This is a genomic window from Pseudoalteromonas sp. ASV78 (assembly GCF_047806705.1).
Classification (GTDB): domain Bacteria; phylum Pseudomonadota; class Gammaproteobacteria; order Enterobacterales; family Alteromonadaceae; genus Pseudoalteromonas; species Pseudoalteromonas prydzensis_A.
On sequence record NZ_JBLOPA010000002.1, the window covers coordinates 582,381 to 596,853 of the forward strand.

Below are 14,473 nucleotides of genomic sequence, written 5' to 3' on the forward strand. Positions count from 1 at the left end.
TTATTCAACAACTTTAACTTCAATAGACTCAACTTCACAAATAGGCGATGTATTATCAAATTTAAGAGCAATCGGTAAGTTAGCAGCAATCGCTGTTAATAACATAGATTGCATATTACGATAGTTTGCACTTTGGCTATTCAAAAGCGCGGCATTATCATTATCTAAACTACATGACAAAGTTGCATCAGTACCCTCATGAAACTTGATTTTAACTTCATCCGTAGTTGCAACCACAGAACTAAAAACAACATTTGAAACTCCTTCACAAGCATATTTATTACAACTAGCATTTACAGTTCCTGAAAAAGCTAAAAGTAAAGTAAGAAATTTTATTTTATTCATAATTTAACCTTAATTAAGTATTGTTTAATTTATAATTTGTTTTTAACTAAATGCAGTGGTTTTTAAATGATAAAACGAATAATCTTGATACCTTAGAAAGACAGAGGCAGGCTTCATTTTAATCCTTTAATTTAATGACTGTTACGTCCTAGTAACAATTATACGTAAACTATATATCGGTACAATCAGCCGAAAAGATGATTAAATGAATAAAACATGAATGAAATATCGAATGAAATAACTACTTAAACGTCACTTTGCCGCCGATCATTTTATACGCGGGGGCGCCGCGGATGATTGCTTCTCGAGCGAAGGGGCGTGCGCATTGCGGGCATATACAAGGGGTTGTGGTGAAATCTTGACTGATCCGTTCGATAAAACATTTAACCAGCGCACCTTTGCCGCCTTTACGGTATTTAAATAAGGGGGCTTTACATTGGCTACAAAAAATATCGATGGTTTTGCTGGGGCCTTTTTTATGCGGTTTTGCCATTATTTTGCTACTTTTACTACAAACACGCGAATAGATTAACAGCTTATGGCCACAGACCCAAAATTAAGCCCATTAAGGTAAACTGCAAGATATGGTAACCACTATTGATCAAAAACAGCTTTAATGGCCGTTGTTCATAAATATAACTCATTCCCAAGGCGCTACTGACCCAACATACGCCAACCGCAAAGCCAACACCGACCGCAACCCCTAAATGTGGATGTGGTCCTAAAAACAGTGATAAACCAAAAGCGATAAATAACGATAAAACAAAACCACCACCAAATACCCACTTTGGATTTGTTGCTTTTAAATCCAGCTCAGTTAAGCCACAGCCTTCTAACCAGGCTCGTTGAAACAACCAGGGTGAATACCAAATGCCTCCTAACATAAAAGAAGACATGGCAGCTAAAAATACCGCTACAAAATCTAGTTGTGATAAATCCATAACGACTACTTATGCAAAAAATACATCGATAATTTCACTGTAGTTAATGAACGCCATTGCAGCAACTATCTAAACAGCAAAACTACCTAGAATGCGCTGCTGGTGCCCAAATATAAACGCATTAAAGTAAGCTGAACGTCGCTTAAAGTAGCTAAAAAAAACTGTATTAGTAAGTTTGTCGGACTAATTTTGTTGAGTAAAAAGCAATAATTAATTTGCTGGGGATTATCAAACCCCGTAATAACTGCCCCTATTACGCTAGGATTTACTGCTGCACTGGTTTTTTTTGCAGTTTGCGCTGTAAAGTCCGCCGATGCATATTAAGTTGCCGAGCAGTGGCTGAAATATTGCCTTGATTAGTATGTAACACTTGCTGAATATGTTCCCACTCTAGGCGTTCTGGCGACATAGTGGCAATATCAGCTGTAACTAACTCATCAATTGGCTCACCTGTGCCTGTTAATGATCGTAATAACGTGAGCATATCGACCGGTTTTGTTAAATAATCATTTGCACCAAGGCGCATAGCTTCTACAGCCGTGGCAATACTGGCAAAGCCTGTTAACAATACAATATGTGCGTCGGTTAGTAAGGCTCTCAGTGGTGCGATCAGTGCTAAACCGTTATCGTCAGCTAATTTCATATCTAACAGAATGTGTGTTGGTGCGTAATTTTTAGCGACACCAATAGCCTCTAGTTTATTGTGTGCCAGCTGACATGCAAAACCGTGTTTGGTTAAGCGCCGCGCTAAGGTATTGGCAAGATTAATATCATCTTCAATAATTAATAGTTTCATGCTGGCTCAACTTGTGGCTCAGCAATGGTTAATTGCACTTTAGCAACCGCACCACCTTGTGGGTGATTAAATAATATTAACGAACCCTGTAGACGTTCAAACGTTACATTAGAAAGCATGACCGCCAACCCCATCCCCGTTTCACTGGGCATTAACTGCCCCCCTAACTCTGCCAATTGTACTGCGCTAAATCCTTTACCAAAATCACGTATAACGAGACTCACTGTTTTAGGGTTATCGGGAGTCTGTTGCCAGTTCAATTCCAGTGTTTGTTGCTCCGCCTGTTGATTGGCAAACGCGGCATTTTGTAATAAGTTTAAGATCGCTGGCACTAACATAGCATCATTAGTAACTGAGCTCGCGGGTGCTGCATTTAGCCAATTAAGCTGTTGATCAGGGTATTGTAATAGCATGGTATCGCTAATTTGTTGAGCTAATGCACTTAACGAGATAGTCGCTGCAAGCGTTTGTGTACGTAGTTCAGATGACAGGGTACGAAACTGTTTTAACTGCTGCGCGCATTGCAACAAGGGCTGCTGCATATCTTTGACAATCTCATTATCGGGCTGTTCTTCAAGAAGCTCTTCATACAATAATTGTAAATTGGCGATTGGACTGGCTAATTGATGGGTAATTTGTGCCGCAGCCCCATCAAGCGTGACTAGCTGCTCTGCTCGTAATTGTTTTTCTCGCACAGTTGCAATGGTGCGCTCTCGCGAATGCAGAGCACGGTTCATAGTGCCAATAACCAATGCAATAACGCTGGCGCTGATCACAAAATTCACCCACATGCCGACAAAATGACTGGTCATTTGTATATGGTGCATGCTGTGCTGTGGCATTTTAAATAACAAAATGCTGTATGCGGCTATCGCCAGTAAGGCAATATAGGCCAAACCTCTGGCGCTTACGCTCACTGCTGCGATCATAATAGGTAACAACAGTAATGATACAAAAGCGTTCGTTGCCCCGCCACTCAGCGATAACAACACCGATAAAAAAAGCACATCGGCAGTAAGTTGCATCAACATACCGAGTTCTTTTGCTTTACTGACATTGCGATAAGCAATCACGCTTAAAATTTGAAATACCGCTTCGAGCGCGATCACGACCAATAAGGGCAATAATGGGATCTGATGCTCTAATAGAAAATAAACGGCAATGACCGCGATAAGTTGAATAGCAATTGCGCCACTGCGTAACATCAATAAACGGCTGATGGCCGGATCTGTGCGCATTAAAAACGCCATACATAAATGCCTAATTAAAGAAAGTTAAACTAATCATCATCCATGGAAATACTAAATACGGCGCACGGCGTTCCTTGATGAAACACCATTTTCCATTGGCCGTCGTCGTTTAAGCGCCAAAGCGACATACGTAGTGAATAATTAAATTCCGCCCGCGCAGAGCGTCGAAACGCTGCTTGGTAGCTAAGTTGGGCAATGTCATCACTTAGCATCCGGCCTTTAAAATGCTGATTATAAAACTGCGGCACCACTTCAGTAGGCAGCCGCGTTAATACTTGGTATTTATTAAACACAGTGCCATTGCCTGCAATCTCAATAAAATCATCATCAAGTAACTTATCAAGTGCCTGCTCAGATTGACGAACCTCTGGATCTAATAATTGGCGCTCAGCATCAATCAAATGATTAAACAATGACGCCTTGATTTTGCTGCCCATAGTAGTTCCTACAATTGTTTATATACGTGCCCTGCTTTCATTACAAATTGTACATTTTTCAATGTACTTATATCATCAAGCGGGTCACCCTTGACACTGATGATATCTGCTTGTTTACCAACACTCAACTGCCCTAGCTTATCTTGTTGACCAAGTAGCCGAGCGGCATCAATCGTTGCCGACCTAATAGCTTGCTTTTGTGACATGCCATATTTTACTAACCATAAAAATTCATCGGCGTTATTGCCGTGACGCGACACGCCTGAGTCAGTGCCAAAAGCAATGTTAATGTTGTTTTTTAATGCCAACTTAAATGACGCTGCTACTTGTGGTACAACAGTACGTACCTTATCGGCAATTGCTGTTGGCATATTCGGGTTACTTAACACTTCTTGGCTCACCGTTTGCCCAGCAAGTAATGTCGGTACTAAGTATGCGTTATGCTTTTTAAACAGCTTGATGGTTTGTTGGTCTAAGTAAGAGCCATGCTCGATTGAGTCAACACCTGCTCGCAAGGCTGCTTTAACACCTGCGCTGCCATGTGCATGCGCTGTGACACTGCGCCCTAAATTATGTGCCGTAGCAACAATTGCCTCCAGCTCTTGATCTGTAAACTGCTGACTAACACCTGCGGCAGTATTACTTAACACCCCACCCGTTGCGGTGATTTTAATTACATCCGCACCTGATTTTATAACTTCACGTACCGCGCGGCGGCAATCATCGGCGCCATCACACACCCCTAACCCGCCACTTATCACATCACTAATATCTTTACGGTAACCGTGCAGATCAGCGTGTCCGCCCGTTGGTGTAATGGTATCCCCGGCAGCAAATATCCGTGGCCCGTTAATATCGCCGCGTTCAACAGCCCTTTGCAGTGGGAATATCACTTTATAACTACTGCCTAAATCGCGTACCGAGGTAAAGCCGGCATCTAATGTACGTTGCAGGTATTTAATCGATCGCAGTGCATAATCAGCTTCATATTCTGTAAGCCATTGATGAGGATTAGTGTTTGCATCGCGCTCAAAAGTAACATGCACGTGCATATCAATTAGGCCAGGCATAACAAACTGATCTTTTAAGTCAATGATTGTGGCATCAGGCAATTTAAGTTCGCCGATGCTGATATAGCCTTTTTCAATACGGGTGATTATAGCATCTTCTATAACTATAGTTTGTTGTTCTTCCAGCGTTTGTTCAGCTCCAGCTAACATTGAACCGGCGTAAATAACCTGCGTTTGTGTGGCAAAGCTCGACGCGGAGCAAACCACAGCGCCAAGACAAGCTAAGATAGTGATTAATTTTTGTTTCATGTTTACCTCTTTTTTCTACTACCATTAGCCTAAATTACGTTTGATTACCACTATTTACGACATAAACTCAGCGATAAACTAGTCTTAGAAGTGGATTTTTGGTATAAATCAAACATAGATGACACATGTCTGACCACTTAAAGAGAGCACACTATGACTTACGCACACATTACGGGTTGGGGTAAATGTATCCCACCTGCGCGTATTAGCAATGACGAAATCAGCCAATTAGTTGATACCAATGATGAATGGATCACATCCCGCACTGGCATCAAAGCCCGCAGAGTAAGCCATGTAGGTACTGCAGAGCTGGCAACTGTGGCAGCTAAACATGCAATCGCCTGTGCTGGCATTGATGCTAAAGACCTAGATTTAGTATTATTGGCAACATGTACCCCCTCTACTATGGTGGCAAACACGGCTTCGTTGGTACAAAAAAATATTGGTGCGGTCGGTGCAGCCGCCATGGATACCAATGCGGCCTGCTCTGGATTTTTATATGCTTTGCAAGCAGCGACAGCACAAATTCAAGCCGGTATGATCAAAAAAGCCGTGGTAATTGCTGCTGAACGTATGACCTGGTATGTAAACTGGGATCGCCGCGACAGTGCAGTATTATTTGGTGATGGCGCCGGTGCCGTGGTACTTGAAGCAGCCGACACGCCAGCGGGTTTACTGGCTACAAAAACAGGCTGTGATAGCGAAGACCGTGATATTTTACACATCACCAACTTTGGCAGTGACTTAGATAAATACGTGCCTATTGGGCCATCTGATTTATTGTTTGAAGGACGCGAAATCTTTAAACGCGCAGTAAAAGGCATGAGCGAAGCCTGTGATGATGTGCTTACACACGCCAATTTAAGCCTCGATGATATCGATGTACTTGTGCCGCACCAAGCAAATTTGCGTATCATTCAAGCCATCCAACAGCGCTTAAAAGTGCCAGATGAAAAAGTAATGGTTAACATTGGCGAATACGGTAATACATCGGCAGCAACTATTGCGATTGCATTATGTGAAGCCGTTGAGCAAGGATTAATTAAACCGCATGCCAATATTATGTCTGCAGCATTTGGTGCCGGATTAACCTGGGCTGCCAGTTACATAAAATGGGGCGAGCGTGTCACACCAATCAATATCAGTGATGCAACGCTGCCACCGTGTGATAAAACTGGTTTAGAATTAGTAGCCCCAGCGGTAGCTGCCTGTAAAGGCACCGATCTGTAATCATAATTTTATTAATTGAGCAGCGGCGTATCGAAATATGCCTCTGCTCAACGGTACTGATCTATGCAATTACTCGCAATTCATCACGCTGCAATTATTTGCAGCGATTACTCTCGCTCAAAACACTTTTATCATCAGATATTAAAGTTACCGATTATTGCCGAGCACTTTCGTGCAGATCGTCACTCTTACAAGTTAGATTTAGCTTTGCCAGATGGCAGCCAAATAGAGTTGTTTTCATTTGAGAATGCGCCACCGCGACCAAGTTACCCAGAAGCACAGGGACTAAGGCATTTGGCATTTAAAGTGGCAAGTGTTGAGCAAAGCAAAACTTATTTGCAAAGCCAAGGTGTGGCGGTGGAAGCGATCCGAATTGATCAATACACAGGTAAGTTATTTACTTTTTTTGCCGATCCTGATGGCTTACCGCTTGAGCTTTATGAGGCATAGCCCCATAAAGCGCGGTAATAGTTGCATTCAAACATTAAAAACGGTTTTCTAAGTAATTAAACACCGCACGAATACCCAGTGCTTCACCGCCCACAGGGCGACCAGGTAATGGACGTAAATTCCATGCCATTACATCAAAGTGTACCCATGGTGTGGTTGGCTCTACAAACTCTTTTAAATATAAAGCCGCTGTAATTGCGCCACCAAACGGAGTGCTCGCGCAGTTTGCCATATCGGCCACATCGCTTTTTAGCAAGCTTTTATATTGTTCAAAAAGTGGTAACTGCCAAACAGGATCAGCAACTGCAATACCCGCGTCAATAATACCATTCGCAACATCACGATTAGTTGAGAAAAACCCCGGTAATTCAGTCCCTAACGCAATACGACAGGCACCGGTTAAAGTAGCAAAATCAATCAGTAATTGCGGATCATCATTTTGCGCTTCAGTCAGTGCATCACATAATACTAGGCGCCCTTCGGCATCGGTGTTATCAATTTCAACCATAATACCTTTACGTGTTTTAATCACATCGCCTGGGCGAAATGCATTGCGTGATACTGCATTTTCAACCGCAGGTACCAACACACGTAAACGAATAGGTAACTTTGCAGCCATGATCAGCTGTGCTAAACCAATAACATGGGCGGCGCCGCCCATGTCTTTTTTCATGTTGCGCATGCCAGAGCTTGGTTTTAGATCTAAGCCACCAGAGTCAAAGCACACCCCTTTACCCACTAAGGTAATAAGCGGTGCATCCTCTGCGCCCCAGCGTAAGTCTAATAAACGTGGTTTGTTTTCACTGGCACGACCCACCATATGAATCGTCGGGTAGTTTTGCTCAAGTAGCTCATCACCCACCCACTCACTGAAACGACCATCGTAGGTATGTGCAAGATCAGCCATCACTTGTGATAAATGCTGTGGCATCATGTCTGCCGCAGGAGTATTAACTAAATCTCGGACAAGGTTGATAGCGCTTGCTTGCTGATCAAGGCGTGCAAAAAGTGCCGCATCGGCTATCGCCAATTGCGCTTTAGCAACGCCTTTGGCTTTATATTCACTAAACTCATAACCGCCTAATATAAAGCCCAGTGCAATCTGTTCTAATTGTTGTTCGCACTCTTGCACTTGGTACAGACCAGCAGGCAACTTGCTCGCTAAGTCCCCAGCTAACCAAAAATCGTCAAGGCTATTAACTAAACAATACACCTGACTTAGCACACCTGTTTGTGGATCAACCACCAGTGCCATACCTTGCGTGGCAAAATCACAGCTATTTAACCAGTTTTGTAAAAAAGTAGTTTGCTGCTGTTGCCACACAGCTAAGTCATTTTTAACAACAAAAGACAGCGGAATACCAGCAGAACTATGACGAATTAATGCACTCATTAAATGACTCGTTTAAAATAATAGGATGATCAAGCATATCAATAACCCAGCGTAAAAGGTATAGTGCAGAGGCTATCCTTTTTAGTGTATGACACTATTTTTTTACGCTTGGTTTTACACTTTGCTTTGCGGCTTTTTCATGGGAGGGGTTTTGTTGTTGCTCTTCATCAATTAACTGATCAATTTCTTTAAGTGGTTTATTGATGTTGAATGAACTTGGTAATACATCCACGCCCACCCATTGACCAAGCTTCACGACTAAGGGAATTGTCAGTGGCGCAAACGGTAAAACGGCAAATACACCTAACCCTAGCCCTTTGAGGATATCAATAAACTGCGCATTGGCTTTTTGCAGGTCCTCTTTACTAACCTCACCTTGGCTGTAGCGACGATAAATAGTGAGCATTTCTTTGGTTTCTTGCTTTTCTTGCGCCAATGCTATTTTAAGTGCCACCATAGCGCGCTTGAAACGCAATTGTTGGCGTTTGGTACTAATTTTTGCCACTCGAATTGGGGCACGATGAATAACTTTATATAGTCGCATAACGCTATTCTCACATAGCCTTAACACTTCACAAAGCATAATTTAATACAATCACCGATTAACAAATCCACACTATTCTTCAGCTAGTAAAAAAACTATGATTAAGTATAATCACGAGCCAATAAACAGCCCATGCTATTAAATCTGTAAATAATGAATAAAATACCGCAAAACACAGCCGATAGACCAAACCGAGCTTACGACACAAAACCACCCAGACCGACTGCTGATCAGTGCTGCGGTGGTGGCAGTTGTTGCCCATGTGTTTGGGATGAATACCGAGAAGCGTTGAAAGCGTGGCGACAACAAAACCCTGAACAAAGCGATCATCTATAATTACCATTGAACTTTACTGAACAGTATCCAGTCTAAAAATTTCTATTTACAAAATTATTATTTTTTTCTGATTTATTTTAGAGTAAAAATTACATTAAATGCTTAATTTCTAATCCTCCCCTTAAAAATATCATTATTTTTCATATAGGTAAGCAAACCTCGAGTTTCCTCTATAGAAAATGCAAAAAAAACCAAACTATTTAACACCTTGCACAATTATTTAACAAACTGTATAAGTTTAATAGACTATGTGGCTTGATAAAAATCATATAGTTACGAAATTACAATAATTCTAACTGGGGAAATTAGAATGAAATTTAAAAATAACTTATTAAATCATGCAGTTAAACTTGCATTAACGACAACCACTGCAGGCTTATTTATTTCAGGAACTGCCTTAGCTGCAGATGAGCAAGCTGAAGTCACTAAAGTAAATAAAAATGTAGAAAAAATTGCCGTAGTGGGTACACGCTCTGCACCACGCTCTATTGGTGATTCACCGGTACCTATCGATATCATCGGTGGTGAAGAACTTGGTAAATCAGGTAATACTGATATGTTGGAGCTATTAAAAGGCGCAATTCCATCATTAAACGTACATTCAATGCCTATTAGTGATGCGGCATCTTTGGTTCGTCCAGCTAACTTACGTGGCTTACCTTCTGACAGTACATTGATATTACTCAATGGTAAACGTCGTCATCGTGCCTCTGTTATTGCCTTTTTAGGTGGCGGCATAAACGATGGCGCACAGGGTGCTGATATTTCTGTGATCCCAAGCATTGCCCTAAAGCAAGTTGAAGTATTACGTGATGGCGCAGCCGCACAATACGGCTCAGATGCGATTGCAGGTGTAATGAACTTTGTATTAAAAGATGCCTCAGAAGGCGGGACATTTGAAGTACGCCACGGCCAATATTACGAAGGCGACGGTGATACTACACAAATTTCCGGTAATGTTGGCCTGCCTTTTACTGACAGCGGCTTTGCTAACTTAAGTTTCCAATACAAAACTGCTGATGCCACTAGCCGCTCTGTGCAACGTGCCGATGCTACGGCCCTTATCGCAGCCGGTGTCCCAGACATTGCCCCGATTACACAAGTATGGGGCGCACCAGAAGTTGATGACGATATCTCTATTTTTGGTAATGTCGGCCTTGAGCTGACTAACAACTCCGATTTTTATATGTTTGGTAACTACTCAGAGCGTGATGTACGCGGTGGTTTTTACTATCGTAATCCACATACTCGCCCAGGTGCATACTCAAATGATGGCGGTGAAACATTATTAGTTGGTGATTTAACCGGCGATATGAGCGGCAACTGCCCTACCAACATCATGATTGATGACAACGTACTCGATAATCCTGACTACATTAGCCAAGTTGCTAATAACCCAGATTGTTTTGCTTTCAACGAAATTCTGCCAGGCGGTTTCACCCCTAACTTTGGTGGTAACATTACCGATACTTCATTGACTATGGGTACAAAAGGTGAATTTACCGGCGGTATGTTAGAAGGCGCCTACTACGATTTAAGTGGTACCGTTGGCTTCAATGAATCTCGTTACTTTATTTATGACACCATCAATGCCTCACTAGGCCCAGATAGCCCGCGTGACTTTAGCCCTGGTAAATACTCACAGTTAGAGAAAAACTTTAACTTTGATTTATCAAAAGGTTTTGATTTTGGACTTGCATACGATGTAAACATAGCCGGTGGCCTTGAATGGCATGAAGAAACCTTTACAGTTACCTCTGGTGATGAAGCATCCTTCATTGCAGGCCCGCTTACTGAGCAAGGTTTTGGTATCGGTTCAAATGGTTTCCCAGGCTTTAAACCCTCTGATGCTGGTGAATACACGCGCCGCAACTACGCTGCGTATGTGGATATTGAAGCTCCGTTCACTGAAGAATTTTTAATGGGCTTAGCACTACGCTACGAAGACTACGATACCTTTGGCTCTACTGTTAATTATAAATTGATGGCTCAATACCACTTAACCGATGATTTAAACATTCGTGGTTCAATCAGTTCCGGTTTCCGCGCACCTACTGTTGGCCAAGCCAACGTCAGTAACGTACAAACAAACCTAAGCAGTGGTGTATTAGTTGATTCAGCCTTGTTACCACCAACCAATCCAATTGCGGTACAGTTAGGCGGTACAGAGCTTGAGCCTGAAGAGTCGCAAAGCTATACCTTTGGCGCGGTATACACCATAGGTGAAGTATTCCTAACCATTGATTACTATAATATTCAAGTTGATGATCGTATTAGCCAATCTGAAAAAATCGAGCTAAGCCAAGCTGATAAAGATACGCTTGAAGCCGCAGGTGTACCAAACGTGCAAAGCTTAGCGCAAGTAAGCTTCTTTACTAATGACTTTGATACCACCACTCAAGGTGTAGACTTTGTCGCAAACTATGCCACCGATTTACTCGGCGGTAGCTCAACATTTAGTTTAGCCTACAACTGGAATGAAACGGAGGTTACCCGTTCAACTGATATTACTGGGGCGTTTAAAGTAAGCCGTTTAGAGAACGACTTACCAAATCATCGTGGTACGCTTAGCTGGTCACAACAATGGGAAAATTTCTCAATGTTTACTCGTGCAAATTATTTTGGTGAATACCAAGGTGTGCATGTAGATTATGACGAAACAGCAAAAACAGCAGATGCAGCAATTACGCTTGACGCTGAAATAACTTACTTTTTGAATGACTCTATTAGTTTCTCAGTCGGCGCACAAAACCTGCTCGACCAAGAAGCAGAAAAACTTGATTTTACCGTGGCACCTAATAATAACTGGGGTGGTAAATACTATGAAACATCACCATACGGTATTAATGGTGGTTTCTATTATGCCAAAGCAACGTATACTTTTTAAGCGTAGCTAAGCAATAAAAAGATAGGCGAAATGCTCAAGACATTTCGCCTTTTTCGTGCTATACCCCAAGATAATAAATATAGTAACTAAAAAATAACAACAGTGACGCATGCTGCTAAAAAAAGCCAACCAACTACTAGCCGAAAATAAACTCCAAGAAGCGGAGTTTCACTATAAAACCTTGCTTGAAAGTGATCCCCAAAATGGCGAGGCACTGTTCGGCTTGGGCCGTATTGCCCTGCGCTTGGAGCGCTTTGATGCTGCGGTTTATTTATTACAAAAAAGCTGTGAACGCCTGCCTAATATGTTGGAGCCATTACATGCCTTAGCCGATGCATTTAACGGGGTAAATTCGCCAAACGATGCATTAACGGTACTGAAATATGCAAAAAGCATTGCCAGCCATAACCCAGAGCCACACTATTATCTGGCACAACACTATCTAACTCATGGCGAATTAGACAAAGCACATACCACCTTTGCCCAAGCGTTAAGCATCGGCTTGTACCCTGTCACCGCGTATATTTTATTTGAGCTGGTACAACTTGGTCGCTTTGACCAGCAGCATAACTACATCAGTAACTTGCATCATTTACTCACACTAACCAATAATTTGCGGTTAAAAATGGTGTGTTATTACGCCCTAGCGAAAAGTTATGATCAGCTCGACGATATAGAGCAAGCCGTTAATTATTATAAATTGGCGAATAAACTACAGCTGCAATTGAGTCATTTCAACACTGAGCAATTAACGCCATTTTATCAAGATATTATCCGTTATAATCCAAAAAGTTTATTTGCTACTATCAAGGCTGGGTTTAGCGGCACTGTTACACCCGTGTTTATTATTGGCATGCCGCGCAGCGGCTCAACATTATTAGAGCAAATATTAGCTTCACATAGTGAATTTGCAAGCCTTGGCGAAGACCGTTGTATTAGCTCACAAGTTGTGCCATTTATTGAACAACACACCAAACTTCCTTACCCCGAATGTATGGATGCACTAACGCCGCAATTAATTGAGCAAGCCCGTGCTATTTATACCGCACGGTTAAAACAAGCTAAACCTATTCGCGCGTTTATGATCAACAAATTACCCTCTAATTATCAATCGTTAGGGCTTATTTATTGTTTATTTCCAAATGCTAAGTTCATCAACTTACAACGCGACTTTAATGCCACGGCTTGGTCTGTGTATAGTAATTACTTTGCAGAAAATGAACCTTATTTTTGCTCATTACCTGAATTTAAACGTTACTTTGATTTATACCAAGGTTTAATGACACATTGGCAACAAGCGATCCCTGATGCCATGTTAGATGTTCACTATGAGCAACTTGTTGCTGATCCTATTAGCAATTTAACGCGCATCTTTACATTTTTAGGGACTGAATTTGAACCGCAATGTTTAGAGTTTTATAAATCAAAAAATGCGGTCACAACCCTAAGTAAAGCATCAGTACGTCAACCACTCAATAGTAATGCACTAGAGCGCTGGAAACGCTTTGAAGCGCCGCTTAAGGCACTATTGAGTGATGTTCAAACCACGCCAGTAAATCCTTAAATTGATCGTGTTTGGCACTAGGATGAGTCAAGATATTAATATGATCATAATCGTATTGATGGCCGTGCTGTTTGCCATACATTTGCAGTTTTTGCACGCCGAGTCCCGACTCTTCAATAAACTTTTCAATATCAATTTGTTGCGCAAGCGCCTTATCTTTCACACCGCCAATATGTAAGGTCGCAGGTAAGGTTAAGCTCGCCACAGCCTGTGCATAATCAAAGCCATCGTCAGAATCTACCCACGCTTTGCGTTTAGCCCATTGCATACTTTGATAATGCGACTTTTTAGTTTCATCATCACTGCCCCATTTAAGTTTTTTAGCCGGCAAATAACCATGTTTTTTAGCCAGTATTGGCGCTAAAAAATACCAGATCAGATTACCTTGCAGGTATTTTTGCGGATGATGATTATACAACGAACGTTTAGTGCCAAAGTAAGCACAGGCTTTTACATCATTAATAAACTGTGGATAACGCGCAAACACACTGTTCATCAACACGCCGCCCCACGAATGAGCAACCCAGTAAGCTGGCGGCTTACCTTCTCGCTCGGTAATTTTCGCAATAAAAGCGGGAATATCTTCAATTATAGCTTCGGTTTGACCGTAATGAGCATGCTTGGAGATAGCCGGTTTGCTGTCGCCACGGCCACGTAGATCAGCCACGTAGCACACATAGCCTTGCTCAGCCAAAAAAGGCGCTAAGCCTTTATTAGAGTGGGTATAAAATATTTTGCCATTTTCCACAGCACCGTGCATAAAAAACACCGCAGGGCCTGCCTCTTTACTGTTATCTGCAATTCTGCGCAAATGTAATGTTTGTTGTTCGGTAAGTTTAATAAACACCGACTCTTGTACAATCGCCATGTTCAGTTCCTTGTTGTCATTGTTATGAACCGCAACTCATCCTACCAGTATTTCAAACAAGATCACACGCTATTGTGTTTCTCTGGTAAAATAACTTTTTTGTTTGCTAAGCT

15 protein-coding genes are annotated in these 14,473 nt (G+C 42.0%); 5 read left to right on the top strand and 10 right to left on the bottom strand.

The window, feature by feature from the left end:
• The 7 genes from ACMVDV_RS20650 to ACMVDV_RS20680 all read right to left on the bottom strand — a co-directional run bounded on the left by ACMVDV_RS20650 (nt 1) and on the right by ACMVDV_RS20680 (nt 5,088).
• Nucleotides 1–345, bottom strand: a complete 345-nt coding sequence (locus ACMVDV_RS20650) for a hypothetical protein (protein ID WP_304181687.1) — start codon at nt 343–345, stop codon at nt 1–3.
• Between the two features lie 241 nt (nt 346–586).
• Nucleotides 587–838 (bottom strand): hypothetical protein, encoded by a 252-nt coding sequence (locus ACMVDV_RS20655; RefSeq protein ID WP_304181685.1) that lies wholly within the window; start codon nt 836–838, stop codon nt 587–589.
• 43 nt (nt 839–881) lie between these two features.
• Nucleotides 882–1,286 carry a DUF1761 domain-containing protein gene (locus ACMVDV_RS20660; protein ID WP_416159473.1) on the bottom strand — a complete coding sequence of 135 codons (405 nt, stop codon included), beginning with the start codon at nt 1,284–1,286 and terminating at the stop codon, nt 882–884.
• Nucleotides 1,287–1,551: 265 nt separating this feature from the next.
• Nucleotides 1,552–2,082 (bottom strand): response regulator transcription factor, encoded by a 531-nt coding sequence (locus tag ACMVDV_RS20665; RefSeq protein WP_416159474.1) that lies wholly within the window; start codon nt 2,080–2,082, stop codon nt 1,552–1,554.
• Entirely contained in the window at nt 2,079–3,320 is a 1,242-nt protein-coding gene (locus ACMVDV_RS20670) for an ATP-binding protein (protein WP_416159771.1), read from the bottom strand. Before ACMVDV_RS20670 ends, ACMVDV_RS20665 begins: the two co-directional genes overlap by 4 nt.
• 41 nt (nt 3,321–3,361) lie before the next feature.
• Nucleotides 3,362–3,769: a DUF4440 domain-containing protein gene (locus tag ACMVDV_RS20675; RefSeq protein ID WP_335678361.1), complete on the bottom strand. Its 408-nt coding sequence runs from the start codon at nt 3,767–3,769 to the stop codon at nt 3,362–3,364.
• A gap of 8 nt (nt 3,770–3,777) precedes the next feature.
• Complete coding sequence (locus ACMVDV_RS20680) at nt 3,778–5,088, bottom strand: amidohydrolase family protein (RefSeq protein ID WP_416159475.1); 1,311 nt, start codon at nt 5,086–5,088, stop codon at nt 3,778–3,780.
• 153 nt (nt 5,089–5,241) lie between these two features.
• Here ACMVDV_RS20680 and ACMVDV_RS20685 point away from each other — a divergent pair, with 153 nt between their 5' ends.
• Nucleotides 5,242–6,318 (top strand): ketoacyl-ACP synthase III, encoded by a 1,077-nt coding sequence (locus ACMVDV_RS20685; RefSeq protein WP_416159476.1) that lies wholly within the window; start codon nt 5,242–5,244, stop codon nt 6,316–6,318.
• 63 nt (nt 6,319–6,381) lie between these two features.
• Nucleotides 6,382–6,768: a VOC family protein gene (locus ACMVDV_RS20690; RefSeq protein ID WP_416159477.1), complete on the top strand. Its 387-nt coding sequence runs from the start codon at nt 6,382–6,384 to the stop codon at nt 6,766–6,768.
• 34 nt (nt 6,769–6,802) lie between these two features.
• Here ACMVDV_RS20690 and ACMVDV_RS20695 read toward each other — a convergent pair whose 3' ends face one another.
• Nucleotides 6,803–8,161 (bottom strand): leucyl aminopeptidase family protein, encoded by a 1,359-nt coding sequence (locus ACMVDV_RS20695; RefSeq protein ID WP_416159478.1) that lies wholly within the window; start codon nt 8,159–8,161, stop codon nt 6,803–6,805.
• Nucleotides 8,162–8,255: 94 nt separating this feature from the next.
• Nucleotides 8,256–8,705 carry a hypothetical protein gene (locus ACMVDV_RS20700; RefSeq protein WP_416159479.1) on the bottom strand — a complete coding sequence of 150 codons (450 nt, stop codon included), beginning with the start codon at nt 8,703–8,705 and terminating at the stop codon, nt 8,256–8,258.
• A 153-nt stretch (nt 8,706–8,858) separates the two neighbouring features.
• On the opposite strand from ACMVDV_RS20700, the gene ACMVDV_RS20705 reads away from it, so the two are divergent.
• The 3 genes from ACMVDV_RS20705 to ACMVDV_RS20715 all read left to right on the top strand — a co-directional run bounded on the left by ACMVDV_RS20705 (nt 8,859) and on the right by ACMVDV_RS20715 (nt 13,492).
• A complete protein-coding gene (locus tag ACMVDV_RS20705; protein ID WP_416159480.1) occupies nt 8,859–9,041 on the top strand; it encodes an oxidoreductase-like domain-containing protein in 183 nt (60 codons plus the stop codon).
• Nucleotides 9,042–9,351: 310 nt separating this feature from the next.
• Complete coding sequence (locus ACMVDV_RS20710) at nt 9,352–11,928, top strand: TonB-dependent receptor plug domain-containing protein (RefSeq protein ID WP_416159481.1); 2,577 nt, start codon at nt 9,352–9,354, stop codon at nt 11,926–11,928.
• A 109-nt stretch (nt 11,929–12,037) separates the two neighbouring features.
• Nucleotides 12,038–13,492: a tetratricopeptide repeat-containing sulfotransferase family protein gene (locus ACMVDV_RS20715; RefSeq protein ID WP_416159482.1), complete on the top strand. Its 1,455-nt coding sequence runs from the start codon at nt 12,038–12,040 to the stop codon at nt 13,490–13,492.
• On the opposite strand, the gene ACMVDV_RS20720 is transcribed toward ACMVDV_RS20715, so the two are convergent.
• A complete protein-coding gene (locus ACMVDV_RS20720) occupies nt 13,446–14,360 on the bottom strand; it encodes an alpha/beta fold hydrolase (protein WP_416159483.1) in 915 nt (304 codons plus the stop codon). The two genes, ACMVDV_RS20715 and ACMVDV_RS20720, sit on opposite strands and share 47 nt — an antisense overlap.
• Nucleotides 14,361–14,473: the final 113 nt, after the last annotated feature.

Coding starts and splice junctions, on each gene's coding strand:
- ACMVDV_RS20650 (WP_304181687.1), bottom strand. CDS start 345: ATGAATAAAATAAAATTTCTTACTTTACTTTTAGCTTTTTCAGGAACT.
- ACMVDV_RS20655 (WP_304181685.1), bottom strand. CDS start 838: ATGGCAAAACCGCATAAAAAAGGCCCCAGCAAAACCATCGATATTTTT.
- ACMVDV_RS20660 (WP_416159473.1), bottom strand. CDS start 1,286: ATGGATTTATCACAACTAGATTTTGTAGCGGTATTTTTAGCTGCCATG.
- ACMVDV_RS20665 (WP_416159474.1), bottom strand. CDS start 2,082: ATGAAACTATTAATTATTGAAGATGATATTAATCTTGCCAATACCTTA.
- ACMVDV_RS20670 (WP_416159771.1), bottom strand. CDS start 3,320: ATGCGCACAGATCCGGCCATCAGCCGTTTATTGATGTTACGCAGTGGC.
- ACMVDV_RS20675 (WP_335678361.1), bottom strand. CDS start 3,769: ATGGGCAGCAAAATCAAGGCGTCATTGTTTAATCATTTGATTGATGCT.
- ACMVDV_RS20680 (WP_416159475.1), bottom strand. CDS start 5,088: ATGAAACAAAAATTAATCACTATCTTAGCTTGTCTTGGCGCTGTGGTT.
- ACMVDV_RS20685 (WP_416159476.1), top strand. CDS start 5,242: ATGACTTACGCACACATTACGGGTTGGGGTAAATGTATCCCACCTGCG.
- ACMVDV_RS20690 (WP_416159477.1), top strand. CDS start 6,382: ATGCAATTACTCGCAATTCATCACGCTGCAATTATTTGCAGCGATTAC.
- ACMVDV_RS20695 (WP_416159478.1), bottom strand. CDS start 8,161: ATGAGTGCATTAATTCGTCATAGTTCTGCTGGTATTCCGCTGTCTTTT.
- ACMVDV_RS20700 (WP_416159479.1), bottom strand. CDS start 8,705: ATGCGACTATATAAAGTTATTCATCGTGCCCCAATTCGAGTGGCAAAA.
- ACMVDV_RS20705 (WP_416159480.1), top strand. CDS start 8,859: ATGAATAAAATACCGCAAAACACAGCCGATAGACCAAACCGAGCTTAC.
- ACMVDV_RS20710 (WP_416159481.1), top strand. CDS start 9,352: ATGAAATTTAAAAATAACTTATTAAATCATGCAGTTAAACTTGCATTA.
- ACMVDV_RS20715 (WP_416159482.1), top strand. CDS start 12,038: ATGCTGCTAAAAAAAGCCAACCAACTACTAGCCGAAAATAAACTCCAA.
- ACMVDV_RS20720 (WP_416159483.1), bottom strand. CDS start 14,360: ATGGCGATTGTACAAGAGTCGGTGTTTATTAAACTTACCGAACAACAA.